Below are 26,676 nucleotides of genomic sequence, written 5' to 3' on the forward strand. Positions count from 1 at the left end.
AGTCAACTGCGGGGTTTACTTGCGATATACGAAACATATACGCTTTGTATATCCACCCTACACAGTGAAGCTCATGGGCATCGTCAAGATTACCGACCATTTGCACGAACAAGTCCGCTTGGCCAGCGCCACCATGGACCGCTCCATCAACGCCCAGGCAGAGTTCTGGATCAAGATCGGCCTGTTGGCCGAGCTCAACCCGCACCTGGCCTACAACGACCTGATCAACAAACTGTTGCTCGACAAACCCGACCTGATCCGGGGGCGCAGCTGATGATCAAGACCCCTGCACAGATTGCCGTGATGCGCGAAGCCGGGCGCCTGCTGGGCCAGGTATTCAGCATGCTCGACAGCCGAGTCGGCGCCGGCCAGAGCACCCTGGAACTGGATGCGGCGGTCGAGGCGTTTATCCGCAATGACCTGCGAGCCCGCCCCGCCAGCCTTGGGCAGTACGACTATCCGTTCAGCATCAACACCTCGATCAACGAAGTGGTGTGCCATGGCATGCCCAGTGCCAAGGATGTGTTGAAGGACGGCGACATCGTCAATATCGACATCACCCTGGAAAAAGGCGGGTTTATTGCCGACTCCAGCAAGATGTACATGATCGGCACCGTCGCACCCAAGGCCCGGCGCCTGGTGGAACAGACCTTCGAGGCGATGTGGGCCGGCATCCGCCAAGTCAGGCCCGGCGCCCGCCTGGGGGATATCGGTCATGCGATCCAGAGCCACGCCCAAGCCAATGGCTACAGCGTGGTGCGCGAGTATTGCGGCCACGGAATCGGCCGGGAGATGCACGAAGAACCGCAAATCCTGCACTTCGGCCGACCGGGCACCGGCTTGACCCTGCGCGAAGGCATGGTGTTCACCATCGAACCGATGCTCAACCAGGGCAGCGCCAAGGTGCGCAGCCTCAAGGATGGCTGGACCGTGGTGACTCGCGACAACAGCCTTTCAGCCCAGTGGGAACACACGGTGACCGTCACCGCTGATGGTTTTGAAGTGCTGACCCTGCAGGCGAACGCCTAAACCCCCAGCACTGGCGCCAATGCGGGGCCCTGTCACCCCGCTTTGCCGCAGCCCCTGGCAATCCGCCGCAGCCCCAGCAGCATTCCCAGCGCGTGCTCATCAACGGTGTTGCGTTCGCGAAGTCACTCACGCTCATCGCTGTCAGTGATTGTTGAACAGCAGGATCTCGGGATTTTCGCGCTCGGTGCGGCGCAGCGCGCCTCCCTGAGTTCGAAGCAGGTCACCAGACCTGGCCCTGGCGCTTGAGCTCCAGGCGGCGTACGAACTCTTCCAGCACCAGGGAGTACAGATCGTCCTGCAAGTAGGCGTCTTCAATTCCGGCATCCATATTCGGGTTGTCGTTGACCTCAATCACCACCACCTTGTCGCCGGACTGCTTCAAGTCCACGCCGTACAACCCATCGCCAATCAGGTTGGCGGTCTTGACGGCCAGTTCCACCACGGCCTTGGGGGCCTCGTGCACCGCCAGGGTCCGGCACTCGCCGTTGACGTCCTGACCGATGGCCTTGTGGTTGTAGATCTGCCAATGGCCCTTGGACATGAAGTACTGGCAGGCAAAGATCGGCTTGCGGTTGAGTACGCCAATGCGCCAGTCGTACTCGGTATAGAAAAATTCCTGGGCCAGCAGCAACACCGAATGTTCGAACAGCTCGGCCGTGGCGGCCAGCAACGCCTCCTGGCTTTCCACCTTGATCACTCCCCGGGAAAAACAGCCGTCGGGGATTTTCAGCACCAGGGGGAAGCCCAGTCGCTCGCCAACCCGTTCGAAGTCTTCCGGTCGCTCCTTGTACAGAATCTCGGTGGCGGGCATGCCCAACTGATGGCTCTTGAGCATATCCGTGAGGTAGACCTTATTGGTGCAGCGCAGGATCGATGCCGGATCGTCCATCACCACCAGCCCTTCACTCTCGGCTTTCTTGGCGAAACGATAGGTGTGGTTGTCGACACTGGTGGTCTCGCGGATCAACAACGCATCGTATTCAGCCAGCCGCGCGTAGTCCTTGCGTTCGATCAGCTCCACATCGATGCCCAGGCCCTTGCCCACCCGCACGAAATTTTCCAGGGCCTTGGCATTGGACGGTGGCAACTGCTCCTGGGGATCATGCAGGATCGCCAGGTCATAACGGGCCAGGCGCCGGGAGCGCGGTTGACGCCAGACCCTGCGGCTGAAGTTATCCAAGGCATGGGCGAATTGATCTTCCTGGTCATCACGCAACTTATGTAACACCCCGGACTTGATACCTTCGATATGCCAGCCGTTATTCTTGCGAAACTCAACTAATAAAATCGGACACGGAAAAGCTTCAAACAACTGGCGGGCCAGATCCTGCAACGGCTCAATATTGGTTCGACCAAAATAAAGTGTCAGGGTAAAACCTTCAGTATTACTGTAGAGGTGATGACTCAATGCTTTATCGAGGGTTTTATCCAGGTCATCCAGGGCCAGGCCATACAAGGATTTTTTCGTCAGTTCGCTGATGGTGCGCACCGATGGAATTACCTTGTGCCCCCGCGCCTCGGCCAACAGCGAGCAGTAGTAACCATGCCCCAGGTACTTGTAACTGCGGCACAGATTGATCACCTGCACCCGTTTGCCGGCCTCGTTCTGCCGGGGGTGCTCGAGGTATTCCTGGGCTGTGACAATATCTTCACTGGGGAAGTACGAGGCCCAGTCTTCCTTGCGTTCAACAATAATTACCACTTGGCTTGCACTCTTGGGCGGAGTGGAAAAATATCCGCCGGAGGTGATTGTCGCCGCGACAATTTGCTCGGATACTTCTCGCCAATGACTGTGTACCGCTGACATATTGATTGATCCGCTAGAGAACTTGACCTTTTCTATTAAGCACGATCTTTCAGAGAAGTCTCGTTTAGTTACGCAACTTTTACGGCGGTTATATGACTCTTTCTTTTCGCGTTGCAACCCTCGATGACTTGCCAGCATTGGTAGCCTTGGAACAGCACTGCTTCACCACAGACCGGCTGTCTTCGCGCAGTTTCCAGTGGATGATCAGTCGTGCCCATGCGCAGTTACTGGTGGCCGAAAACGCCGGACAATTGCTGGGCTATGCGCTGGTGCTGTTCCATCGCGGCACCTCGTTGGCGCGTCTGTATTCCCTGGCCATTGCCGCGCCTGCCCGGGGCATGGGCCTGGGCAAGCAATTGCTGGCGCGCATCGAAGCCTGCGCGGTGGCGCACGATTGTGCGTACCTGCGCCTTGAGGTGCGCACTGACAACCCAGGTGCCATCGCGCTGTATGAACGCAGTGGCTACCGACGCTTTGCCTTGATCAATGACTATTACGCCGACCATACCGACGCCCTGCGCCTGGAGAAACGCATCCTCCAGCACGCGGACGCCCGTGCCTTGAGCGTTCCTTACTACCAGCAGACCACCGATTTCACCTGCGGCGCCGCCTGCCTGCTAATGGCCATGGGCGCGCTGTTGCCTGGGCGAGAGTTTCTGCGCCGGGAGGAATTGCAGATCTGGCGTGAGGCAACCACCGTGTTCATGACCGCCGGCCACGGCGGCTGCAGCCCCCAGGGCCTGGCCCTGGCCGCCTGGCGCCGGGGTTTTCGCGTGCGCATGCAGGTCAACATCCGTGGGCCGCTGTTTCTCGATGGGGTGCGCGACCCGCATAAAAAAGAGGTCATGCGCCTGGTGCATGAGGGGTTCGAAGAGGAGTTGATCAACAGTGATGTACAACAGGTGTTTGGCGGCGCGCTGGACCTGGCCCAGGTCCTGGAGGACGGTGGCCAGCCGCTGGTGCTGATCAGCAGCTACCGGCTGACACGATCCAAGTCACCGCACTGGGTGATCGTGACCGACTGCGATAAGGAGTTTGTCTACCTGCATGATCCCGACGTGGATCATAGCCAGCATCGCCAGCCCATGGACTGCCAGCATTTGCCGGTCAGCCACGGGGAGTTCGAGCGGATGTGCCGCTTTGGTAACAACCAGCTACGGGCGGCGGTGGTGTTATACCGGTAACGCCACCGGCCTGGCGCTGCCGGTCGCGGCGGCCTTGGCTTCCAACTCGCGCACCAGGGGCAATACGCGCTGGCCGAAATACTCCACCTCCTCCTGGAAGTGCAGGAAGCCCGCCAGCACCAGGTCCACGCCCACGGCCTTGAGCGCAACGATACGCTCGGCAATCTGGCGGGGCGTGCCGATCAGGTTGGTCTTGAAGCCGTCGTTGTACTGCACCAGATCGGCGAAGCTGGACTTGGCCCAGTTGCCCTCGCCTTCGGGCGATGCCTTGCCTGCTTGTTTGGCGGCGTCACCAAAGGCGTTGACCGCTTCCGGGTCGGCCTTGTCGATGATCTCGGCCAATACTGCCTGGGCTTCTTGCTCGGTGTCGCGGGCGATCACAAACGCATTGACCCCGACTTTGACCGAATGGTTATTGGCCGCCGCCTTGGCGCGGATATCGTCGACCTGGGCCTTGATCCCCTCTGGTGTGTTGCCATTGGTGAAATACCAATCCGACACCCGCGCCGCCATATCCCGGGCCGCGCGGGAGCTGCCGCCCTGGAAAATCTCCGGGTGCGGTTGGCCCAGTGGCTTGGGCTTGAGGCTGTAATTGTTGAAACGGTAGAAATCGCCCTTGAAGGTGAAATCGTCCTGGGTCCAGATGCCTTTCAAGGCGCGGATGAACTCTTCAGAGCGGCGATAGCGCTCGTCGTGCTCCAGCCAGTGCTCGCCAATGGCTTGGAACTCGCCCTTGAACCAGCCGCTGACGATATTCACCGCCACCCGGCCATTGGTCAGTTGGTCGATGGTCGCCAGTTGCTTGGCCGCCAGTGCCGGCTGCCAGGGCCCCGGCAGGATCGCCGCGATCACCTTGAGTTTGCTGGTGGCAGCGAGCAACGCGTGGCTGAACGCTACGGACTCGTGCTGGTACTCGGCACCATAGCCTGCCGTGAAGCGGATTTGCGTCAAGGCGTACTCAAACCCCGCCTCCTCCGCCAGTTGGGCCAATTTGCGGTTGTAGTCGATGCCCCAGTCAGTGCGTTGTTCGACCTTGCTCACCACCAGGCCACCACTGACATTGGGCACCCAATAGGCGAATTTCACGGCTTGCTGAGTCATCGTTCGTTACCTCGCACACAGGGATGGTGCAGGGTCTGGAGCAGCAACCGTGCCAGCGTGGACAAAGCCCCGTGGCAGGCGCCTGCGACCGCTCCGAACCTGGACCGGCGAATGTTGCCCGGGCGGATGGTTTGTTGAATCACTGTTGCTGACACAACAGTCGCCGTAACAATCGGTTGTAGGTAAGCTAGCGGACTTTCGCGCAGCTCTTTCTGCGCCTCGCCGAAAATAAGTCGCCTCCATGCCTTTTGAACTCAGCGTTGACCTCACCACCCTGGCCATTCTCGCCGTGGTTGCCTTTATCGCCGGTTTTATCGATGCCATTGCCGGCGGCGGCGGTTTGCTCACCACCCCGGCCTTGCTCACTGCCGGCATGCCGCCCCATCTGGTGTTGGGCACCAACAAACTGAGTTCGACCTTCGGTTCGGCCACGGCCAGTTTTACCTTCTACCGGCGCAAGCTGTTCCACCCGCGCCAGTGGGTGCATGCCATCGTCGGCACGCTGGTGGGCGCGCTGGTCGGGGCCGTCGTCGCCCATTACCTGCCCGCCGAATGGCTGAACAAGATGCTGCCGGTGATCGTCTTCGCCTGTGGCATCTATCTACTGTTTGGCGGCACGCCCAAGGCGCCGCTGGACGCAGATGCGCCGATCAAGAAGAAATGGCAGTCGACCCAGGGTTTTGGCCTGGGCTTCTATGATGGCGTGGCCGGCCCGGGCACCGGCGCGTTCTGGACCGTCAGCACCCTGCTGATGTACCCCGTCGACCTGGTCAAGGCCAGCGGCGTGGCGCGCAGCATGAACTTCGTCAGTAACGCGGCGGCGCTGTCGGTGTTTATCTTCAATGGCTCGGTAGACTGGATTGTCGGCCTGAGCATGGGCCTGTCGGTGATGGTGGGCGCGTTCTTTGGCGCCCGCAGTGCCATCAGCGGTGGCGCCAAATTCATTCGCCCGGTGTTTATCACCGTGGTCCTCGGCCTGACTGTGCGCCTAGCCTGGCAGCACTGGTTCAGCGTGGCCTAAGCGGCGCGCCACATACAGGTCGATCAGGTAACGGGCAATCGAGCGCGACGCCGGCAGCGGTGGCAACTGGTGGATGTTGAACCACTGCGCATCCTCGATCTCGTCGGCCTGGGGCACGATCTCGCCCCCGGCATACTCGGCGTGGAAGCCCAGCATCATGGAGTGGGGAAACGGCCAGCACTGGCTGCCCACGTACTGAATGTTCTGCACCTCGACCTGCACTTCCTCGCGCACTTCGCGGATCAGGCAGTCTTCGGCAGACTCCCCCGGCTCGGCAAACCCGGCCAGGGTGCTGTAGACCCCGGTGACGAAACGCGGTGAACGGGCCAGCAGAATCTCATCGCCACGGGTGATCAGCACAATCATGCTCGGTGAGATGCGCGGGTAACTGCGCAGGTCGCAGGCCTGGCAGAACATCGCGCGCTCCCGGGGCACCTGCACCATCGCCTGGCCACAACTGCCGCAGAACCGGTGCTCGCGGGCCCAGGTACCGATTTGCGCGGCATAGCCCAGGACTTTGTACAAACGGTGGTCGCCCTGCAGCATAAAGGCCCGCAAGCCTTGCCAGCGGCAACCCGGCACATCGCCAGGGCTGTTCAGTTCCAGCAGATACACGGGCTCACCGTCCAGGTGGCCAATACCATGCTCGGCCAACACCGACAGGTCCTGGCGCTTGAGCCACTCCCTGGGGAACAGCGGCCCGTTGTCATCGAGTAAAAAACCTTCGCGACTACGGGCCACAGCCCAGCCGCCAGGGGCGTCGTTGTCCAGCAGCGTTGTGGTAATCCAGCCTGGGGTCATGTTCAGTCAATCCACGAATTCGGGTTTCTGCTTACTCATATGGGCCGCAATGGCCACGCGCAGGTCGTTGGATTGCAACATAGCAGCGTTCCAGGTGGCAACGTATTCCAGGCCATCGTTGATGCTGTGGTCACGCATGTAGCTGATCATGGCTTTGGTGCCGGTCACGGCAATCGGTGATTTGGCGGCGATTTGCGCAGCCAGCTCCATCACTCCGGCCAACAGGCTTTGGTGATCGGCAAAGGTGCGGTTGACCAGGCCGATGCTGCGCGCCTCTTCGGCGCCGAAGGTGCGACCGGTGTAAGCCAACTCCCGCAACATGCCGTCGCCGATGATGCGCGGCAGACGTTGCAGGGTGCCGACGTCGGCGGCCATGCCGATGTCGATTTCCTTGATCGAGAACTGCGCGTCGTCAGCGGCGTAGCGCATGTCACAGGCGCTGATCAGGTCGATTGCGCCGCCGATGCAGTAGCCCTGGATCGCCGCCAGCACCGGTTTGCGGCAGTTGTCGACGGCATTGAACGAGGCCTGCAGTTGCAGGATCTTGCGCCGCAGCAAGCGCGCATTGCGCCCAACATCCTTGCCAAACTCATTGGCCACCGAGGCCAGCATCATCAGGTCGATGCCCGAGGAAAAATGTTTGCCGGCACCACTCAGGACCACGGCACGCACCGCATCGGTGTCTTCGATCCATTGGAAAATCTCGATGATCTCGCTCCAGAACGCCGCATTCATGGCATTGATTTTTTCTGGGCGATTGATCTGCACATGGGCGACGTTGCCGTGGAGTTCGACGACAAAGGCTTGGTATTCGGACATGGCAGTGATCCTTGGCTGACGGCTGATAAGGGCCGAACTATAGCAAGGGTGCATCAGGGGCGGTAAGGCAGCGCATGTGCCAAAAGCAGGACTGGAGTAGAAGCTTTGAGTGGGCTTTCGTGGCGAGGGGGCTTGTCCCGGTGGGCTGCGTAGCAGCCCCAAAACCAACTACCTCGGTATACCTGGCAGAACGTGGTGAGGCTATTGGGGCGGCTTCGCCACCCAGCGCGGGGCAAGCCCGCTCGCCACAACAAACCCCTCTCCACAACAAGCGACCTTAGCCACAACAAGCCCTCTGGCCACACTATTCAGGTGGGCAGCCAAAGCCGTAGGCGCGCGCCGCCCAAGGGCGAGGCTTGGGCGGTGAGTGTGCCGCCCTGCGCCTCGACGGCCCGGCGGCTGATCGCCAGGCCCAGGCCGAAACCTCCGGTGGCGCGGTCGCGGCTTCGGTCCAGGCGGTAGAAAGGCTCGAAAATCCGCGCGCGCTGTTCTTCGGGGATGCCAATGCCGTCGTCATCCACCCAGATTTCGCAGCCCTTGGCGCAGACCTTGACGCCAATCTGGATCCGCCGTTCGCAATAACGCATGGCATTGCGCAGCAGGTTTTGCAGCGCACGGGCGGTAAGGCGCGGGTCGAGGGCAAAACGCTCCATGGCGCAGTCCAGCACCACATCAATCACGATCTCGGGGTTCTCCAGTTCCTCGTCGATGCTGCCCAGGATGCTGTCGATAAACTCATCCAACACCACGTCCACCCGCTCGGGCAGTTGCGCCGGGTTTTGCAGGCGGCTGTAGGACAGCAGTTCCAGCACCAGCTCATCCAGTTCGCGGATGTGCGCCACCAGGCCTTGCAGGCGTTCGCGGCTGGCGGCCGGCTGGTCCTCGGACAGCGCCAGGGCCAGGCCGAAGTCCAGGCGGGTCAACGGGGTGCGCAGTTCGTGGGAGACGGCATTGAGCAAGTCGCGCTGCTGATTGAGCAGGTGTTCGATGTCGTTGGCCATGGTGTCGAACACCGCCGCCAGGCTGCCGATGTTGGAGCTGGGGGGGATGTGCGTGCGCTCTTCCAGATGGCCGCGGCCCAGTTGCGCGGCGGTGGTCTTGAGGCGTTCCAGGTCGCGCCAATGCGGGCGCAGCCATATCAACAACCCGCCCAGCAACGCCGCGCCGATCAGCACGTTCATGCTCCAGTACAGCAGGTTCATGTCCAGCGGGTCGGGCGGGATGGTCAGTTTGACCGCCAACTGCTCATTGAGCGGCGAACTGATTTCTTCCATCCAGCCCCACTCCCCCAGGCGGATCACCGGTTTGCCCTGCTCCAGCAACCGCTCCTCATCTGGTGTATAGCGGGCGTCTTGGCGATGCATCAACTGCACCTTCAATGGCGCGAAGTCCCGCGACAACTGCTCGGTGACCTCGGACCAGCGCTCCACCGGCCGGCTGTGGTACTGGCGCACGATCAGGCTTTGCAAGCCCCGGGACTGCTCGATGTTGTAGTTCATGTAGCGGTTGTGGAAGACCTCGATGATGCCCATGGGGATCAGGTAGATCGCCGCGCTGTAGGTCACGATGGTCAGCAGGTAGAGACGGATCAGGACGCGGAACATGGTGTCAGCATTCCCACTCGGAACGGCTGAACAGGTAGCCCTTGCCCCACACCGTCTTGATCTTGCGGGCCTCGCCGGCATGGTCATCGAACTTGCGGCGCAGTTTGGAAATGGCCACGTCCACCGAGCGGTCGGTGCCGTTGAACTCGATGCCACGCAGGCGCTGCAGGATCTGGTCGCGGCTGAGTACTTCACCTGCATGCCGGGCCAGTACCACCAGCAGGTTGTATTCGCCGCTGGACAGCTCCACCACCTGGTCGCGCCAGGTCACGGAGCGCTCCGACAGGTCGATGCACAGGTTGCCCATCAGGATCTGGTCATTGGCCGCCTGTGGCTCGCTGAGGCTGCTGCGGCGCAGCAAGGTGCGCACCCGGGCCAGCAACACCCGTGGCTCGCACGGTTTAGTCACGTAGTCATCGGCGCCCATTTCCAGGCCCAGCACCTGGTCATGGCTGTCATCGCGGGCGGTCAGCATCAGGATCGGCAGGCCCGCCGAGTCGGCGCGCAGCAGGCGGCAGACTTGCAGGCCATCAAGGCCAGGCAGCATCAGGTCGAGGATGACCAGGTCCGGTGGATTGAGCCTGGCCCGTTCGCGCACATGGTCGCCACGGCTGAGCACATTGACGTGATAGCCATTGCGTTCAAGGTAACTGGCAATCAGCTCGGACAGCGCGGCGTCGTCTTCGACCAGGAGGATGTTGGGCATGGTGTTTCCAATTAATACGGTTTTTTGTCGTACACAAATCCAATGTGGGAGCGGGCTTGCCCGCGATGGCGGTGCATCAGTCGCGGATGTATCTACCGACACACCACTATCGCGGGCAAGCCCGCTCCCACATTAGATCGTCATTGATCAGAAGAGCTTGTTAGGATCCACAGCCGTGAAGGATATACGCACGTGCCCCGGCGTGCGCCGTACCTTACATTTCTTCACACACCGCCTACATAGCTTCACAGCACCGGGCCGGGGGCGCCCGTAGGATGCGCCAGTCAATATTGGGATAAGAGCATGTCAAAGAATCTGTTTGCGCCGTTTTGCCTGCTGGCACTGACGTTGGCCCTGGGGGCCTGTGGCAATTCTGCGGACGAAGCCCCGCAAATGCCCCTGGCCAAGGTACGGATTGAAACCCTTGAAGCCAAGCCCCTGTCCATCAGCAGTGAACTGAGCGGGCGGATTGCCGCGCCGCGCATTGCCGAGGTGCGCGCACGGGTCGCAGGCGTGGTCTTGCAGCGGGTGTTCAACGAAGGCCATGACGTGAAACAGGGCGACGTGCTGTTCCGTATCGACCCGGCGCCGTTCAAGGCTGACCTCGACAGCGCCCAGGCGAGCCTGCGCAAGGCCGAGGCCAATGCCTTCCAGGCGCGCCTGCAAGAGCAGCGCTATAGCCAGTTGGTCGAAGGCAATGCCATCAGCGCCCAGGACTACGACAACGCCCGCGCCGCCGCCCGGCAGACTGCCGCCGATGTCGCGGCCAACCAGGCCGCGGTGCAGCGCGCCAAGCTCAACCTCGGCTATGCCACGGTGACGGCGCCAATCTCCGGGCGTATCGGCCGCGCGCTGGTGACCGAAGGCGCCCTGGTGGGCCAGAACGAAGCCACGCCCATGGCATTGATCCAGCAATTGGACCCGATCCACGCGGACCTCACCCAGTCCACCCGCGAGCTCAATGACCTGCGCCGGGCTTTTCGCGCCGGGCATTTGAAGCAAGTGGGCCAGGACCAGGCCAAGGCCACGCTGATCCAGGATGACGGCAGCCTGTATCCGCTACCCGGCAAGTTGCTGTTCGCGGAGATTTCCGTGGCCCCCGGTACCGGGCAGATCATCCTGCGCAGCGAGTTCCCCAACCCGGACCTCGACCTGTTACCCGGCAGCTTTATCCGTGTGCGCCTGGAGCAGGCGGTCGACCAGCAAGGCCTGAGCGTGCCGCAGCGCGCAATCACCCGCGACAGCGCCGGTATCCCCATGGTGTTGCTGGTGGATGCCGAACAGAGCGTCAGCCAGCAACCGGTGGAGTTGGGCGCGGCGGTCAACGATCGCTGGGTGGTCAACAGCGGCCTGAAGGCTGGTGACCGCATCATCGTCGAAGGCCTGCAACATGCGCGCCCCGGTGAAAAAGTCGAAGTGGATGCCAGCCCCGAGCCTGTTGCCCAGGCAGCCGGCCAGTAATCAAAGGGATCAGAGACAATGCCGCAGTTCTTTATTGACCGCCCGATTTTCGCCTGGGTGGTCGCCCTGTTTATCCTGCTGGCGGGCGCCCTCGCCATCCCGCAGTTGCCGGTGGCGCAGTACCCCAACGTCGCACCACCGAAGGTGGAAATCTACGCGGTGTACCCGGGCGCTTCGGCCCAGACCCTGGACGAAAGCGTGGTCAGCCTGATCGAGCAGGAGCTCAACGGTGCCGACCACTTATTGTATTTCGAATCCCAGAGCAGCCTCGGCTCGGCCACTATCACCGCGACCTTCCAGCCAGGCACCAACCCGGAAATGGCCCAGGTCGATGTGCAGAACCGCCTCAAGGCCGTGGAGCCGCGCCTGCCGCAAGCCGTAACCCAGCAAGGCCTGCAGGTGGAGAAAGTGTCCGCCGGTTTCCTGCTGCTGGTGACCCTGACCTCCAGCGACGGCAAGCTCGACGACGTAGCGCTCAGCGATTACCTGGCGCGCAACGTGATGAACGAGCTCAAGCGCCTGGACGGCGTGGGCAAGGCCCAGTTGTATGGCGCCGAACGGGCGATGCGGATCTGGATCGACCCGCAGAAACTCATCGGTTTCAACCTGACCCCGGCCGACGTGAATGCCGCGATCACCGCGCAGAACGCCCAGGTTTCGGCGGGCAGCATTGGTGATTTGCCGGGTACCAACACCCAGGAAATCACCGCTTCGATCCTGGTCAAGGGCCAACTCTCCACACCGGCCGAGTTTGCCGACATTGTGCTCAAGGCCAACCCGGACGGCTCCACCGTGCGCATTGGCGATGTGGCGCGCGTCGAAATCGGCAGCCAGGAATACCAGTTCTCCACGCGTTTGAACGGCAAGCCATCTACCGCCGTCAGCGTGCAGCTGTCGCCGGGCGCCAATGCCTTGAGCACGGCGACCCTGGTGCGGGCGAAGATGGATGAGCTGTCGCGCTATTTCCCGGCCAATGTGGAGTACAAGATTCCTTACGACACCTCGCCGTTCGTCAAGGTCTCGATCACCAAAGTGATCTACACCCTGCTCGAGGCGATGGCGCTGGTGTTTGCCGTGATGTTCTTGTTCCTGCAGAACATCCGCTACACCCTGATCCCGACGCTGGTAGTGCCGATTGCCCTGATGGGCACCTTCGCTACCATGCTGTTGCTGGGGTTCTCGATCAACGTACTGACCATGTTTGGCATGGTGTTGGCCATCGGCATCCTGGTGGACGATGCAATCGTGGTGGTGGAGAACGTCGAGCGGATCATGGTGACCGAGGGCCTGTCGCCCAAGGAAGCCACGCGCAAGGCCATGGGCCAGATCACCGGGGCGATCATCGGGATTACCCTGGTGCTGGTGGCGGTATTCCTGCCGATGGCCTTTATGGCCGGCTCGGTGGGGGTGATCTACCAGCAGTTCTCGTTGTCGATGGCCACTTCTATCCTGTTCTCGGCGTTTCTCGCCCTGTCCTTGACCCCGGCCCTGTGCGCCACGTTGCTCAAGCCGATTGCCAAGGGCGAGCATCACACCAAGGGCGGGTTCTTCGGCTGGTTCAACCGCCGCTTCGAGCAACTGACCGACCGTTACGAAGGCTGGGTGGCCTATGCCCTCAAGCGCAGCGGCCGCTATTTGCTGATCTACCTGGTATTGCTGGTGGGCCTGGGCTATTTGTTCAGCCGCCTGCCCGCCTCGTTCCTGCCGGTGGAAGACCAGGGCTACACCATCACCGATATCCAGCTGCCACCGGGCGCGAGCAAGAACCGCACGGTGCAGGTGGCCGAGCAGATCGAGGCGCATAACGCCACCGAGCCAGGCGTCGGTGATACGACGATGATCATGGGCTTCAGCTTTTCCGGCTCGGGGCAGAACGCGGCGCTGGCGTTTACCACGCTCAAGGATTGGTCCGAGCGCAGCAGCGACGATTCGGCGGCCTCGATTGCCGACCGCGCCAACATGGCCTTCACCGAGCTCAAGGATGCGATGGCCTATGCCGTGCTGCCGCCGCCCGTGGACGGCCTGGGCACCTCCAGCGGCTTTGAGTTCCGTTTGCAGGACCGTGGCGGTGTGGGGCATGCGGCGTTGATGGCGGCGCGTACCGAGTTGCTGGCGGCGGCGGAAAAAAGTCCGATCCTGGCTAACGTGCGTGAAAGCGCCCTGGCAGAAGCACCGCAGGTGCAGCTTGAGGTAGACCGCAAACGCGCGAATGCCTTGGGCGTGTCGTTTGCCGATGTGGGCAATATCCTGTCCTCGGCCATTGGCTCGGCCTATATCAATGACTTCCCCAACCAGGGCCGCATGCAGCGGGTGGTGGTACAGGCCGAAGGTGACCAACGCAGCCAGGTCGAAGACCTGATGAAGATCCACGTGCGCAACGAGGCCGGGAAGATGGTGCCGTTGTCGGCGTTTGTCGAAGCTCGTTGGGTCCAGGGCCCGGCGCAATTGACCCGTTACAACGGCTACCCGGCCATCGCCATTTCCGGTGAGGCCTCACCGGGCCACAGCACCGGCGAGGCCATGGAGGAAATCCAGCGCCTGGTCAGCCAACTGCCGGCTGGCCTGGGCCAGGAATGGACCGGCTTGTCGCTGCAGGAACGTTTGTCGGGCTCGCAGGCGCCGCTGCTGCTGATGCTGTCGCTGCTGGTGGTGTTCCTGTGCCTGGCGGCGCTGTATGAAAGCTGGTCGATCCCCACCTCGGTGTTGTTGGTGGTGCCGTTGGGGGTATTGGGCGCGGTCATGGCGGTATCGCTGCGTGGCATGCCTAACGATGTGTTCTTCAAGGTCGGCTTGATCACGATTATCGGGCTGTCGGCGAAAAACGCGATTCTGATCATCGAGTTTGCCAAGGACCTGTATGACCAGGGTGAAGACCTGATCGAGGCGACGTTGAAGGCTGCACGCTTGCGTCTGCGACCGATCATCATGACCTCGCTGGCGTTTATCCTCGGCGTGGTGCCGTTGGCCATCGCCACCGGTGCCAGTTCAGCGAGCCAGCAGGCGATCGGTACCGGGGTGATCGGCGGGATGATCACCGCGACATTGGCGGTCGTGTTTGTGCCGGTGTTCTTCGTGGTGGTGATGAAACTGGTGCGCAAACGCAAAGATTGATAGCGCCACCCTGTAGGAGCCGGCTTGCCGGCGAAAAACCAGAGAGCGCTCCGGGGCATCAGGATAACCGCGTTATCTTTGATGATTTTCGCCGGCAAGCCGGCTCCTACAGGAATAGGCTATGGTTGCTCACCACACCTGCATTTGTGAGCACCATGCCCTTTCTCGCCCGAACCCACCCTCGCCTGTCCGCCGCCGCCGTCCTGGGCCTGGCAATCGGCATCCTCGCGCCCTTCGATTCGATCCTCACCAAAATCCTGATCGGCTGGAACGCCGGGGTCTGGACCTACCTGATACTGATGCTGCGCCTGACCATCAAGGCCAAGGCCGAAGACGTCAAGCGTATCGCTGAAATCGAGGACGAGAACGCCGGCCTGGTGCTGTTCATGGTGTGTATTGCCGCGATTGCCAGCCTGGCGACCATCGCCTTTGGCCTGGCCGGCAGTAAAGACCTGGGCACTGCCGAACGCCTGCTGCACTACGGCTTTACCGGGGTGACGGTGATTGGCTCGTGGTTGCTGATCGGGGTAATTTTCAGCGTGCATTACGCCCGCCTCTATTACACCTGGGAGGGCAAGGAGCCAGCGCTGCGTTTTGCCGAGGGACCGCTGACACCCAACTACTGGGACTTCCTGTACTTTTCTTTCACCATCGGCGTCGCCGTCCAGACCTCGGACGTGGGTGTCGCCACCCGCGCCATGCGCAAGGTGGTACTGGGGCAATCATTGATCGGGTTCCTGTTCAACACGGCGATCCTGGGCTTCTCGATCAATATTGCCGCCGGATTGTTCGGCTGACCCCCAACAACGCCCACAAAAAAAGGAAGCCGGAGCTTCCTTTTTTTGTGGGTGGGGGTCTTAGAAGTCGTAACGAATACCGAAGTTGACACCCCAAGGCTGATCGATCTTCTTGCCTGTGCTGGTTTCAAAGTCCGCGTGCACCTTGACGTTCTGCGACACCGACATGGCAACACCGGCGGCCAATTCAACCCGTGAACCCGACAGGTCATTGTTGAAGCTTTGATCGTTGATAAACACCTTGTTGCTCTGATCAAACTCATGGGCCACCGCAGTACGCAGGTAAGGCTGCAACACACCGCCACTTTCCAGCTGGATGTTCTTGCCCGCAGTCACACCCACTTTGCCGACCACGCTGCTGGAGCGATCACCTTTGGCCTTCAGGCCATTGGACAGCTCATAGCTCTGCGCCTGGGTGATCGTGGCGGACAACTGGCCATACGGTTCAACGAAGAAATCGTTATCCAGCTTGATGTGGCGACCGAACTCGGCCGACGCGCCCACGGCGTTTTGCGTGTAGTTGCCCTTGGCTTTTTTACCATCACTCATGGTCACATCGTTCTCAGTGTGCAAGCGGTTAAGCTTGGCTACACCATCGAAGTACAGACCACTTTCAGCGTCCAGCCAGGTGGCGTAACCACCCACGTAGTAGCTCTTGACCTCGCCACTGCTGCCTCGGGTCAGGCTCAGGTCCGAGGTACTGTGGCCGCCCATCACGCCGGCAATCCACTGACCATCACCACCGGGCAACGGCGCGTCGGCACCGATGGTAAAGCCCTTCTGGACCTGCTTGTAGCCCGCGCCGTTCTTGTTGCTTGCCACGTCGAATTTATTGCCGTAGCTGCGCATCCACAGGCCGTTGCCAGCGCCTTCGCTGAAGCGTAATTCGCCCATGCGCGTACGCAGGATGCTCATCTCGCCGTACAACACAGTCGGCGCGCTGTTGAACAGGGCGAGTACCGAGTGGGCGCTGGTGCTGGTGCCACGACGGGTCGGGTCGAGCAACCAGTCGGTGCCCTCCTGCTTCAAGCCATAGGCATAGGCGCCGACGTCCACGGTGTCACCCACCAGGGAAAAGTGCGCATCGCCGCCTTCGGTGTGCACAACCTTGATCGGCTCGCCACGGGCCATCTCCGAGCCGGTAGCGGCCAGCATCAGGCTGTGCTGCCCCTCAGCCTTGCCCTCGACGTTGAGGAAGTCGGTCTGGTGGGTGGCAAAGTCGGTGTGCATGATGAACGTGCCCTCGCCTTCCAGGCTCTTGACGTTCAATTGGTAGAACTCATCTTCCCCGCCGAAGTGCACGGCGCCGCCGCCCATCTTCAAGGCGTCGACCTGGCTGTCGCCCACCAGGACCCAGTGGGAGGCATCGTTCACGCTCAACTCGGCGACATTTTTCAACTGGCCGGTCAGCCAGGAGCCGTTGTTGAGCTGCACCTTGGCGCTGCTGCCATCCTCGACAACCACGTCGCCCACCAGGACGCTGCGGTCAACGTTCATGTTGGCGGTGGAGCCACCGGTGACTTCCAGGATGTTGCCGTTGCCGCCGGTCAAGGTCGAGCCATTGAGCACCTGAATATCCGCTTCGGTGGCACCGTACTCATCACCCTCGACCAACAGGGCTGCGCCGTTGCGACCTTCGACATGAGACCCGTCCAGCACCAGGTTGCTGGCATTCAATGTTGGCGATTCATACGATAGGCGCACGCCATTTTCGCCACCCGTGATTCGGCTCGCCGAGGCAGTGACATCACCGCCATAAAGCAATACACCGATACCATCTTCGTCAGTGGCAACAACATCTGAACCAACGAAGTTAATCTGGCTGAAAGAGGTGGTACGTGCGCCTTGCGTCGAGCCCTGTACAAGGCTGTTGAAAACGCTGACGCTGGACCCGTCACTGCCCATGAAGTTGCGTGCAGCGAGAATACCAACGCCATTGTTGTTAATAACGCTGCTGGCATTGACCTGCATCTGGCTGCCTTGCAGGTTGATCGCATATTGAGCGGAGCTTCTAGCCTCTACCGTGGCACCGTTCAGGTTGATCTGCGACCCCTGGCTGGCGTAGATATCCTGGGCCTTGGTACCCGCATTCAGCGTCAGGTTGCCAGCCGTTACTCTTGACTGTTTCAACTCGGCCCCGTTGGAGATCAGGTGCGCGTTGCTGTCAATGACCCAGTCGTCGATCCTGCTACCGGATTGAATGGTGCGCTCCATGCCAGGATGAAGGGTGGTAGTTGCGTGAGCCAGAAAGGAGCCCAGCATCAGGAAACTGGCAGTTGGCACCTGAAGAGCAATTACCAGAGGGTGTTTTTTAAAAATAGTGTTGATACTCAATGCATGTATACCCGTAAAGAACCTTCCCCGCAGGGAACGAATTGACCGGCACCACGTGAGATGGGTCCAAGCCATGAGGCGCGCAGGTTAGGTAAGTACGGAGTACAGGTATGTAGGATTTATCTTTAAGCATTGATCGAACAAATATTTGCTAACCGTAGAAAAAAAAGAGGAGCCAAGCTCCTAATGCCGATCAGTTAAGCCTTCTCGCTTGACCTTTGGCCGCAAGAAATCAAAATCCGATGCCTGTACTGGCATCGGATTTTTTATGCGTCTCGCTCGGGCACTGGAACTGACCCACAACATCGCCTCTACCCCCAACGCCATCGAGGGATTGGGTGCTTTGCTCGATCCTTCTCTGGTCGAACAGGCGCTTGAACAAGCTGGTGTGGCGACGCTGCGCAAGCGTCGTTTGCCTCTGGAAATGATGCTCTGGTGCGTGATCTCCATGGCGTTCTTCCGGCGCATGTCGGCCTGGGATGTGGTCAGTCGCATGAATATCATGTTGCCGGGTCAGCGCCCGTTGGTAGCGGCCAGTGCCGTAGCCCAGGCCCGTCAGAGATTGGGCAGCGAAGCTGTACGACAAGTCTTCGATTTGACCCAGAAAAGTTGGCATGAGGCAGCCGGTCACCCGACTTGGGCCGGTCTGCGTTTGTTGGGTGTCGATGGCGTTGTCTGGCGCACGCCCGATACGCCGGAAAATCGGGCGCGCTATGACTCCGCCAGCAACCAGCATGGCGACACCGGTTTTCCTCAGGTGCGCATGGTCTGCCAAATGGAGTTGACCAGCCACTTGCTGATTGGCAGTGCGTTTGAAGGCTACCGCAGCAACCCGATCACTCGCTGACGCTGTTTGATCGTGGTTTTTACTCGTTAGGTTTACTGCATCGGTGGCAGCAGGCAGGCGTCGAACGCCACTGGCTGATGCCGCTGAAAAAAGGCTCGCAGTACGAGGTGATCCAGCGTTTGGGGCGCCAGGATGCGATTGTTTTGCTGAGCACTTCGCCGCAGGCCCGCAAGCAATGGCCTGGGTTGCCGGAGCAGCTGACCGCGCGACTGCTGAGCAAAACCGCCAGGGCAAGGTGTGTCAGATTCTGACCTCAATGGCTGACCCACTGCGTTTTCCTTCCGACGAGATCGTTGATCTGTACAGCCAGCGCTGGGAAATCGAATTAGGCTTTCGGGAAATGAAGCAGACGCTGCTCAACAGCAACTATACGCTGCGCAGCAAGACACCCGAGATGATCGAGCAAGAGTTGTGGGGCGTGTTGTTGGGCTACAACTTGTTGCGCTATCAGATGGTGGAAATGAGTCGCCACTGTCCTGGCATTTACCCGTGCGAAATGAGCTTTACCGCGTGTACCTGGGCGATTCTTGGGTTTATCAACAGCGTCTCGGCCGACCGTTCCGGGAACATCCCCAAGTATTTGGCCGAGCTTCATGCTTCAGCGCCGCACTACGTTCTACCGCATCGACGTGAGGAGCGCGTTTATCCTCGGGCGATTCGGCTGAAATCACCGAAGTATCCGATCAAAAATAAAAATGCCAGTCAGCTTAACTGACTGGCATTAGGAGCCAAGCTCCTCTTTTTCCATTCACGGTCTAACGACTAAGGCCACGGCGAACCATCGCAGTAAGCTGGGCCCGGAATCACACCGCGTACCCAGTAGATCGCCTCCGCAGACGCCACGGGTGTTGGGATCCCAATGATACTGATCCTGTAGGAGATTTTTGCCGACCCCATAGAGAGGTTGTCTTGATTGATTGGTTTTACGTAGGTGCCATAAGGGCCCACCGGCACGTTGAAACCGACCTGCGTTTGCTGGAAGTTCAGCGGCCCGAACGCAAAGGTTCCTGTCGCGCCAGGAATAGGCACAGCACCATCGTCATCGCTGCAACCTACCCAATCCAGATTGACGATCATCCCTGGCTCAAAGTGCTCACTGGGCGGTACGAAGACCTGAAGGATACGGTTGGGTGCCGGTACTGCTCTACACCCGATTTCGCCAGGCACCACGCCGGGGATTTCGGGCAATGCGTCGACCACTTCAGGCGCCCGGAGCGAAATCACATTCGCAGTGACGTTAATCGTCTGGTTGGGCGATGAAGCCCGGTTGTGTGTTGACGCAAGGCGGATGTCATAGCGCAGTGGGATCAGGTTGTTGGAGTGCCTGCGGATGTAAGGCCACGCAAGGACCATAGGTATTTCATCACCAGGCATCGCGCCGACGTTGTTGACCGACACGCTATCGACCAGTTCGTTCATGTAATACAGGTCAATGTCAAATGGCTGCGCCGAGGGTAGCGGCATAGCGCTCCACAGGCGCACAACCACGTCGGCATCCATTTCTGCGTCGAGTTCATTGAGTTCGTTGGTCAACCCCGAACCTCGACCCGTCAATACGGGTAATGGCAAGTTGGGGTTTACCAGGTCCGGCTCCCAGGGATTGATCGGGCCGCCCACTTCCAACTCAAGTTCAATATCGGTCGGGGCTGGCACCCAGTGCAACACGCCGTGGCGGTCGACCGCATACTCCACCCGCAGATTAATCGCGCCGGTGCTGGTCCCGTACAGGGCAACGAGTGTTGGAAAGTCGATATGGACGTTAAAGGGTAACGGCGATCCACCCAGCGGGTAAGGGCCAATCTCGCGGACGCCATGGACACTCGTCAGACGCACACGAAACGCGTCTGCTGCGCGATCTGCATCGTAGCTAGGGATAATGACAAACATCCCTGAGGAGGCGGCGGTATCGGCCCGATCGATCAGGCGGTCACCTACCCCAATCAGCGAGATGGCATCCCTGACACCTGCCAGGCCAAGTGTAGGTGCAGGGTTCAGTGAAACCGTAATGGGCAACTCGAAGGAGGGTTCACTCCGATTGCCCGCAGCGTCCACGAGCCTGTACACCAGCTTTATGAGGCCATCCCCCAAGTCGGCAACGGCTTGGGGGAACCGCACTTGCATATCAGGGAATACGGGGCCTTCGGCGACGGGTTCTGCCGAGTCGCTGTTTTCCTTAAACAGCAACCACCGATCACCCGGCCTTGCACCTTCGGCCACATAGTCGGGTATACCGAACGGAATGCCGCCAGGGTTCGCGTCCAAATAGGGCTGGGTGATAGACCCCGGCCAACCTGCGGGGAGCGTCAACCGGCGCGGGCCGTCTGGAACGCTGTCATAAGGCGCGGTACGGTCGATGACCAGCGGCATTTGAAATGATCCAGAGTCGTTTCCCGAACTTTGAACGATACGGTAGCTGATGTGATGCGCGCCCTCGGTAAGAAATCTTCTAGCGATTCGTGCGGTGTAGTGCGTGGGAAAAGGAGCGGTAAAAAAAACGGGTTCACTGATGATCCGCCCGGACTGGAAATCCCCGACATCGTCCAAGTGAACATCCAAGGTATCCGCCCTGGCAGGTAGGGTGGGAGTGGGTACCCAAAGCGCAATCATTACCTCCAGAAAGTCTTGGTCAGCTACCGCTCTACTTATCAACCCAGGGTACGCTACAGGGTCTACCAGACCTGTAACTTCTGGAGCAGGCAAAACAATAGGAATGGCGGAAACACCCACGGATGTATTACTTGCTGCTGGATTTTTTTTCATGATTTTTACTCTTCAGTTAAGTGCCATGACATTTCATCAAGCGTGTTTGCGTCTGTAACAATTATTCCTTCGCATTCGAATTACTTACAAACTTAATACGGCAATTAGAGACAGTTTTTTCCCCGGCAGGTACTTGCCATAGCGCCTACTTTTGCACCGACTATGTTAAGTGCCGAAACCAGATCAACTATTGTCGTTGCATCCCTCTAGAGAACCATCACAAAAACCCGCATCGCCAGGCTGGCAAATCTTCCCGCTACCGGGAGACACCCGATCAATGCGCACCCGACCGACCACAGAGTCACCAATCAGCGCCCCACCGCGCCGGACAAAAAACTCAGCGGTGGCCGACGCAAAGTTACGCATAGGTTCTATCTTTGTTTCCCATGGCCAAACTCTGATACTCAAACCACTGGCTATATCATCGGCACTCAGTAAAACGGTTGAGTTAAAATCCGTGCCATCTATAGGATTTTCCCAAGCGTTACTTAAAAACCCTTGCCAGAAAAATTCAATTTCATCCCCAGGCAGATAACGTGAATCCGCAAGGATGAACCAATAGACACCATGACAGATCGAAGGCTTTGACTCACAAGTAAGGTAGCGTGCAGGGCCATGCAAAGTGTGCTCGATCAATGGCGCGTCAAACTTTACAAGTGGCGCAACATGAACATTAACTAGCGTTTCCGGCGAATGTTGTTCGTTGACGCCATTACTGGTGGTGTAATAAACCGGAATCCCAGGATCGTTGCCACCGCCGACAATCACGCTGCCTGAAACATCCGTGAATTGAACAGGCTGATCGGTTACATCACCCGCTTGCACAACATAATGAGCAACCGGGCCCACACCGTTCCAGTACAACTCAAGGCGCTCGCCGGGTTGTGGGTCTTGATACAACCTGACCCACACTTCAGCGCCCAATTCCCGATCACGAAAATCAAGTTCGTTATGTAAGCCCGATCCTTTGCCAAAGACATCGACCAAGGGCAATGTATCGTTGCGCAATGCTGGCGCATTGACATGGTCTTGTCCGGCGATCGTCAAGTTGACCCAAATAAATCTCAATGGCGATGGAAAAGGTGGCCGGCCTGGGCGATGTATTTCGTACTGGACCGGCACTTCCATAAGTGCCAATGGCGCGGTACCGCGTAGAACATCCCAAGGGATTTCCACTGCAAACGGAAAATGCGTGATTGGCTGGGGTGGGAGTACTCGGCGGCCATCCCAGATCATCACCACGCTGTCGCCCGGTGCAAAGCCGGTGTACTGGTTTTGAATCACGGCGGCAACACTCGCCCTGGCATCATCGCGTTTGATCAGAAAGTCGTTGTAAGCCGGGGGGCGAATTTCCGGTGGTAGCAAATTGACCGGGGAAGGCATCAGGTTGACCTGAAAGTTCATCGGCGCACTGAGAACAGTGAAATTTCCGGCTCGATCATAGAGGCGGTATTGCAGGTAGGCCGTACCGTTGGGCAACGTGCGGAAATCATCCGCAGGAATTCTGAGGATCAGCGGCTCACTGATCGTGGGAAACTCCTGAGTGCCTTTCTGAATCGAAGGAAACGGCGGGGTGTCATCATCCAGGTACCACCCTGCTAGGTCACCTTCAGCACGACCGATGTAGTTCGTTAATAGCACTTCGATAAAAGGGTGAGTCGCCAGTACCGCCTCGGTAATACCCGTCAGTTCTATCGACGGATCCACGAACTGTGCCTTGTCATCCGGGTGCTGAAACCTCGGTGGGTTATTGTCGACAGTGAGGGTGCGTGGCGCAGAAAAAATGCGAGTTCCATCTTCGGCTAGCACCTCGTAATACACCTCCACCACCGCGTCAATTTCTCGCATGAAATCCACTGGGATATACAGCGAATAAGGGAAATCGGCTGGATTCAAGGGGCCGGTAAATGACTGCGAACTCGCTTCGACATCAATGCCTTGAATTCTCCACCATAGTTTGAGGATATGGGTCCTTGTTGGTGACGGTCCTGGAACCCACTGAGGAATACGACACTCCAGGGGTTGCAGCGACACAGCCAGTGGAATCAAGCCTTGGGGATCGCTTGGGTCGACACCGACGATTTCGTCAAAATCGTCGAGCATCGTAATTTTTTTTACGGTGCGGGCCGTTGCAGTCGGTGCCAAGCCTGGTGTTTTCAGTCTGGACATGTGGCCTTCCCTCAGGGTGGTTTTGAAGGAATTAAACGCCGGAATCCCCCCTTCGGATACTGTCAGAACTAACAGGTAAGGCACTCCACTCGTCGGATTTCATCCTATGGCGCCTCTGCGATTTGCCTTCGCGGCCCTTGACTATCGAGCATGGCTAGTGTTTTCTGAAACCGGTTTCAGATAGATGCATGAACCGTTATCCAAAATAAGAAAGGCCCGCTACCGTGACTTCATTCTCTGCCGCCCAGCGCAACCGCGTGACCATGCTTGATGTAGCCAACCGTGCCGGTGTGTCCAAGGCCAGCGTGTCGCGTTTTATCGGCGATGACCGCGCCCTGCTCTCCGACACGATCGCCCTGCGTATCGAGCAGGCCATCGAGGAGTTGGGTTACCGCCCCAACCAGATGGCCCGCGGCCTCAAGCGTGGGCGCACGCGCCTGATCGGCATGCTGGTGGCCGATATCCGCAACCCCTATTCCATTGCCGTGATGCATGGTGTGGAAACCGCCTGCCGGCAACACGGCTACAGCCTGGTGGTGTGCAACACCGACCGCGATGACGAGCAGGAGCGCCAGCATCTGGAGGCCCTGCGGGCGTACAACATCGAAGGTTTGATCGTGAACACCCTGGGCCATCACCTTGAGCAACTGCTGGAGTTGCAGCGGGAAATGCCGCTGGTGCTGGTCGATCGCAAGGTCGAGGCCTTGCACAGCGATCTGGTGGGCCTGGACAACCCGCTGGCCGTGCGCATGGCCCTGGAGCACCTGGAACAACAGGGCTACCGGGATATTCTGCTGGTCAGCGAAGCCGCTGATGGCACCAGTTCGCGGGTTGAGCGCATGGAAAGCTTCCATGCCCAGATCAGTCGCCGCAACAGCCTGCATGCCGCCGTGCTGGAAATTAGCGATGATTTGACCAGCCGTTTGCAGGCATTCGTTGCCACCTGCGACACCGGCCCCAAAGCCCTGTTTTGTGCCAACGGCGTCGCCGCACTCGCCTGCACCAAAGCCCTTCGCCAATTGGGTTGCCGGTTGTTCGAGGACGTCGGGCTGATTGCCTTGGATGACCTGGACTGGTACCCGTTGGTAGGCAGCGGCATCACTGCCCTGGCCCAGCCCACCGAAGCGATTGGCGCCAGCGCGTTCGACTGTTTGCTCAAGCGTTTGCGCGGCGATACCTCGCCGCCCCGTGCCCTGGATTTTGCTCCGCAACTGATTCTTCGAGGCTCCACCCAACCCGTGTAGGAGTTGCTTGCCGATGAGGTGCCCGGCGTAAGGGCCTTATCGCCGGCAAGCCGGCTCCTGAAGGGTGTTTTTTTATTTACAAATGAAACCGGTTTCAGAGATCAATAACAATGCACAGATATCCCGTTTCCATCAGCCTCTCCAGCTACGGCGCCGACCTGGTTCGCCAGCGCGGCCAATTGAGTTTCGTCCAGGTGCTGGCCGCTGCCGGCGCCACGCGCATTGAATGGCGCGAAGAACTGCTCACCAGCGAACACCCCGGCGAGCTGGCCCAAGCCGCCGCTGAACAGGGCCTGGAGTGCGTGTTTTCCTCGCCCCTGGAGCTGTGGGTGGCCGGCCGCGCGCAAGCTAATGCACAGTTGTCCGCCACCCTCGACCGGGCCCAGGCCTTCGGTGCGCGCTGGTTGAAGGTTTCGCTCGGCTACTTCACCGACACCAACGACCTGCACAGCCTCAGCGCCCTGCTCCGCCGCCACCCGGTGCGCTTGCTGGTAGAGAACGACCAGACCCTGCACGGTGGGCGCATCGAGCCGATGCAACGCTTCTTCGATCAAGCCGAACGCTTGAGCGTCCCGGTGAAGATGACTTTCGATATCGGCAACTGGCACTGGCAGGACCAGTCCCCCCAGACCGCCGCGCGCCTGTTGGGGCGGTATGTCGATTACCTGCACTGCAAGGCGGTGGCACGTCGCGCCGACGGCAAGCTGGTGGCCCTGCCGCCGGGCGCCCCCGACCTGCATCTGTGGGAACAATTGCTGGGGCTGATGCCTCAAGGAATCAGCCGGGCAGTGGAATTCCCACTGCAAGGCGACGACCTGCTGGAGGTCACTGCCCAGCAAGTGGCCACCCTCAGCGTCCTTGGCCAACCGCGTGTGGAGAATGCCCATGTCTGAGATCGATATCCTGTCGTTTGGCGAGACCATGGCGATGTTCGTCGCCGAGCAAACCGGCGACCTGGCCCAGGTCGGCCAGTTTCACAAACGGATCGCCGGCGCCGACAGCAACGTCGCAATTGGCCTGTCGCGCCTGGGTTTCAATGTGGCCTGGTTGAGTCGGGTCGGTGATGACTCATTGGGGCGTTTCGTGGTGCAGACCCTCGAGCGCGAAGGCCTGGACTGCCGACATGTGACGGTCGACCCCGCGCACCCCACCGGTTTTCAGCTCAAGTCTCGGGAAGAGACCGGCGCCGATCCGCAGGTCGAGTACTTTCGCCGTGGTTCGGCGGCCAGCCACTTGTCCAGTGCCGTGATCACGCCTGCGCTGCTGCAAGCGCGGCACCTGCACGCCACCGGCATTGTGCCGGCGTTGTCGGACACCGCCGCCGAGCTGTCGCGCCAGTTGATGAGCCAGATGCGCGCCGCAGGCCGCAGCGTGTCCTTCGACCCCAACCTGCGCCCCTCGCTATGGCCCAGCGAGCAAAAAATGATCCGCGAAATCAACGCTCTGGCCCGCCTGGCCCATTGGGTGCTGCCGGGGTTGAGCGAAGGTCGTCTGCTGACCGGTTTCGAAGACCCTGCGGACATCGCCGCCTTCTACCTCGACCAGGGGGCCGAAGCCGTGGCGATCAAGCTCGGCGCCCACGGCGCCTACTACCGTAGCCATCTGGACCAGGGGTTTATCGCCGCCGTGCCGGTGACCAAGGTCGTGGATACCGTGGGGGCCGGTGATGGCTTTGCCGTGGGCATGATCAGCGCGCTCCTTGAAAACCTCAGCTTTGCCCAGGCAGTGCAGCGCGCCAACTGGATCGGCAGCCGCGCGGTTCAGAGCCGTGGCGATATGGAAGGCTTGCCCCTGCGCGCCGACCTGCCCGCCCTGCAAAAAGCCGGCTGACCCGAATACACCGTTACCTGTTGCCACAACTACAACAAGCTCAGGAGCAAC

Annotated in this window: 19 protein-coding genes and 1 pseudogene; 11 read left to right on the forward strand and 9 right to left on the reverse strand. The window is 59.8% G+C overall.

Annotation, left to right across the window (positions count from 1 at the left end):
- Window positions 1-73 precede the first annotated feature (73 nt).
- Both GDV60_RS13900 and map read left to right on the forward strand, forming a co-directional pair.
- Entirely contained in the window at window positions 74-274 is a 201-nt protein-coding gene (locus GDV60_RS13900; protein WP_029291544.1) for a ParD-like family protein, read from the forward strand.
- Window positions 274-1,029 (forward strand): type I methionyl aminopeptidase, encoded by a 756-nt coding sequence (gene map / locus GDV60_RS13905; RefSeq protein WP_159907719.1) that lies wholly within the window; start codon window positions 274-276, stop codon window positions 1,027-1,029. The genes GDV60_RS13900 and map overlap by 1 nt, the downstream gene beginning before the upstream one ends.
- Window positions 1,030-1,249: 220 nt before the next feature.
- Here map and GDV60_RS13910 read toward each other — a convergent pair whose 3' ends face one another.
- On the reverse strand, window positions 1,250-2,836 hold the full coding sequence (locus GDV60_RS13910; protein WP_092236837.1) for a RimK family protein: 1,587 nt from the start codon (window positions 2,834-2,836) through the stop codon (window positions 1,250-1,252).
- A gap of 92 nt (window positions 2,837-2,928) precedes the next feature.
- Here GDV60_RS13910 and GDV60_RS13915 point away from each other — a divergent pair, with 92 nt between their 5' ends.
- Window positions 2,929-4,020 carry a GNAT family N-acetyltransferase/peptidase C39 family protein gene (locus tag GDV60_RS13915; protein ID WP_104912426.1) on the forward strand — a complete coding sequence of 364 codons (1,092 nt, stop codon included), beginning with the start codon at window positions 2,929-2,931 and terminating at the stop codon, window positions 4,018-4,020.
- On the opposite strand, the gene sfnG is transcribed toward GDV60_RS13915, so the two are convergent.
- Window positions 4,009-5,121 carry a dimethylsulfone monooxygenase SfnG gene (sfnG, locus tag GDV60_RS13920; protein WP_159907721.1) on the reverse strand — a complete coding sequence of 371 codons (1,113 nt, stop codon included), beginning with the start codon at window positions 5,119-5,121 and terminating at the stop codon, window positions 4,009-4,011. The two genes, GDV60_RS13915 and sfnG, sit on opposite strands and share 12 nt — an antisense overlap.
- Before the next feature lie 241 nt (window positions 5,122-5,362).
- On the opposite strand from sfnG, the gene GDV60_RS13925 reads away from it, so the two are divergent.
- On the forward strand, window positions 5,363-6,142 hold the full coding sequence (locus GDV60_RS13925) for a TSUP family transporter (protein ID WP_029291538.1): 780 nt from the start codon (window positions 5,363-5,365) through the stop codon (window positions 6,140-6,142).
- Here GDV60_RS13925 and nudC read toward each other — a convergent pair.
- From nudC to GDV60_RS13945, 4 genes are all read right to left on the reverse strand, one after another.
- The gene (nudC, locus tag GDV60_RS13930) at window positions 6,110-6,943 is read right to left on the reverse strand and encodes an NAD(+) diphosphatase (protein ID WP_104912427.1); all 834 of its coding nucleotides are present in this window, start codon (window positions 6,941-6,943) and stop codon (window positions 6,110-6,112) included. The genes GDV60_RS13925 and nudC overlap by 33 nt on opposite strands.
- 6 nt (window positions 6,944-6,949) lie before the next feature.
- Window positions 6,950-7,762 carry a crotonase/enoyl-CoA hydratase family protein gene (locus GDV60_RS13935; RefSeq protein ID WP_159907724.1) on the reverse strand — a complete coding sequence of 271 codons (813 nt, stop codon included), beginning with the start codon at window positions 7,760-7,762 and terminating at the stop codon, window positions 6,950-6,952.
- 308 nt (window positions 7,763-8,070) lie between these two features.
- Entirely contained in the window at window positions 8,071-9,366 is a 1,296-nt protein-coding gene (locus GDV60_RS13940) for an ATP-binding protein (RefSeq protein ID WP_029291532.1), read from the reverse strand.
- 4 nt (window positions 9,367-9,370) lie between these two features.
- On the reverse strand, window positions 9,371-10,072 hold the full coding sequence (locus tag GDV60_RS13945; protein WP_029291530.1) for a response regulator transcription factor: 702 nt from the start codon (window positions 10,070-10,072) through the stop codon (window positions 9,371-9,373).
- A gap of 303 nt (window positions 10,073-10,375) precedes the next feature.
- Here GDV60_RS13945 and GDV60_RS13950 point away from each other — a divergent pair, with 303 nt between their 5' ends.
- The 3 genes from GDV60_RS13950 (at window position 10,376) to GDV60_RS13960 (ending at window position 15,441) form a co-directional block, all read left to right on the forward strand.
- Window positions 10,376-11,533 carry an efflux RND transporter periplasmic adaptor subunit gene (locus GDV60_RS13950; protein ID WP_159907727.1) on the forward strand — a complete coding sequence of 386 codons (1,158 nt, stop codon included), beginning with the start codon at window positions 10,376-10,378 and terminating at the stop codon, window positions 11,531-11,533.
- An 18-nt stretch (window positions 11,534-11,551) separates the two neighbouring features.
- Window positions 11,552-14,644 carry an efflux RND transporter permease subunit gene (locus GDV60_RS13955; protein WP_154905977.1) on the forward strand — a complete coding sequence of 1,031 codons (3,093 nt, stop codon included), beginning with the start codon at window positions 11,552-11,554 and terminating at the stop codon, window positions 14,642-14,644.
- Between the two features lie 155 nt (window positions 14,645-14,799).
- On the forward strand, window positions 14,800-15,441 hold the full coding sequence (locus tag GDV60_RS13960; protein ID WP_070995286.1) for a DUF1345 domain-containing protein: 642 nt from the start codon (window positions 14,800-14,802) through the stop codon (window positions 15,439-15,441).
- Between the two features lie 60 nt (window positions 15,442-15,501).
- On the opposite strand, the gene GDV60_RS13965 is transcribed toward GDV60_RS13960, so the two are convergent.
- A complete protein-coding gene (locus tag GDV60_RS13965) occupies window positions 15,502-17,655 on the reverse strand; it encodes an autotransporter outer membrane beta-barrel domain-containing protein (RefSeq protein ID WP_256679301.1) in 2,154 nt (717 codons plus the stop codon).
- 388 nt (window positions 17,656-18,043) lie between these two features.
- Between GDV60_RS13965 and GDV60_RS13970 the strand changes: the two are divergent.
- Window positions 18,044-19,337, forward strand: a pseudogene (locus GDV60_RS13970) (IS4 family transposase).
- Window positions 19,338-19,384: 47 nt separating this feature from the next.
- Here GDV60_RS13970 and GDV60_RS13975 read toward each other — a convergent pair.
- Together GDV60_RS13975 and GDV60_RS13980 are read right to left on the reverse strand one after the other, a co-directional pair.
- Window positions 19,385-21,382, reverse strand: a complete 1,998-nt coding sequence (locus GDV60_RS13975) for a hypothetical protein (RefSeq protein ID WP_159907731.1) — start codon at window positions 21,380-21,382, stop codon at window positions 19,385-19,387.
- 183 nt (window positions 21,383-21,565) lie between these two features.
- Window positions 21,566-23,551, reverse strand: a complete 1,986-nt coding sequence (locus tag GDV60_RS13980; protein WP_159907733.1) for a hypothetical protein — start codon at window positions 23,549-23,551, stop codon at window positions 21,566-21,568.
- Between the two features lie 224 nt (window positions 23,552-23,775).
- Between GDV60_RS13980 and GDV60_RS13985 the strand changes: the two genes are divergently transcribed.
- The 3 genes from GDV60_RS13985 to GDV60_RS13995 all read left to right on the forward strand — a co-directional run bounded on the left by GDV60_RS13985 (window position 23,776) and on the right by GDV60_RS13995 (window position 26,625).
- The gene (locus tag GDV60_RS13985) at window positions 23,776-24,795 is read left to right on the forward strand and encodes a LacI family DNA-binding transcriptional regulator (protein WP_133715740.1); all 1,020 of its coding nucleotides are present in this window, start codon (window positions 23,776-23,778) and stop codon (window positions 24,793-24,795) included.
- Window positions 24,796-24,905: 110 nt separating this feature from the next.
- Window positions 24,906-25,688, forward strand: coding sequence for a sugar phosphate isomerase/epimerase (locus GDV60_RS13990; protein WP_133715739.1), 783 nt, complete (start codon window positions 24,906-24,908; stop codon window positions 25,686-25,688).
- Complete coding sequence (locus GDV60_RS13995) at window positions 25,681-26,625, forward strand: sugar kinase (protein ID WP_029291514.1); 945 nt, start codon at window positions 25,681-25,683, stop codon at window positions 26,623-26,625. Before GDV60_RS13990 ends, GDV60_RS13995 begins: the two co-directional genes overlap by 8 nt.
- Window positions 26,626-26,676 lie beyond the last annotated feature (51 nt).

This window comes from Pseudomonas sp. DTU12.1 (assembly GCF_009873475.1).
Lineage (GTDB): Bacteria > Pseudomonadota > Gammaproteobacteria > Pseudomonadales > Pseudomonadaceae > Aquipseudomonas > Aquipseudomonas proteolytica.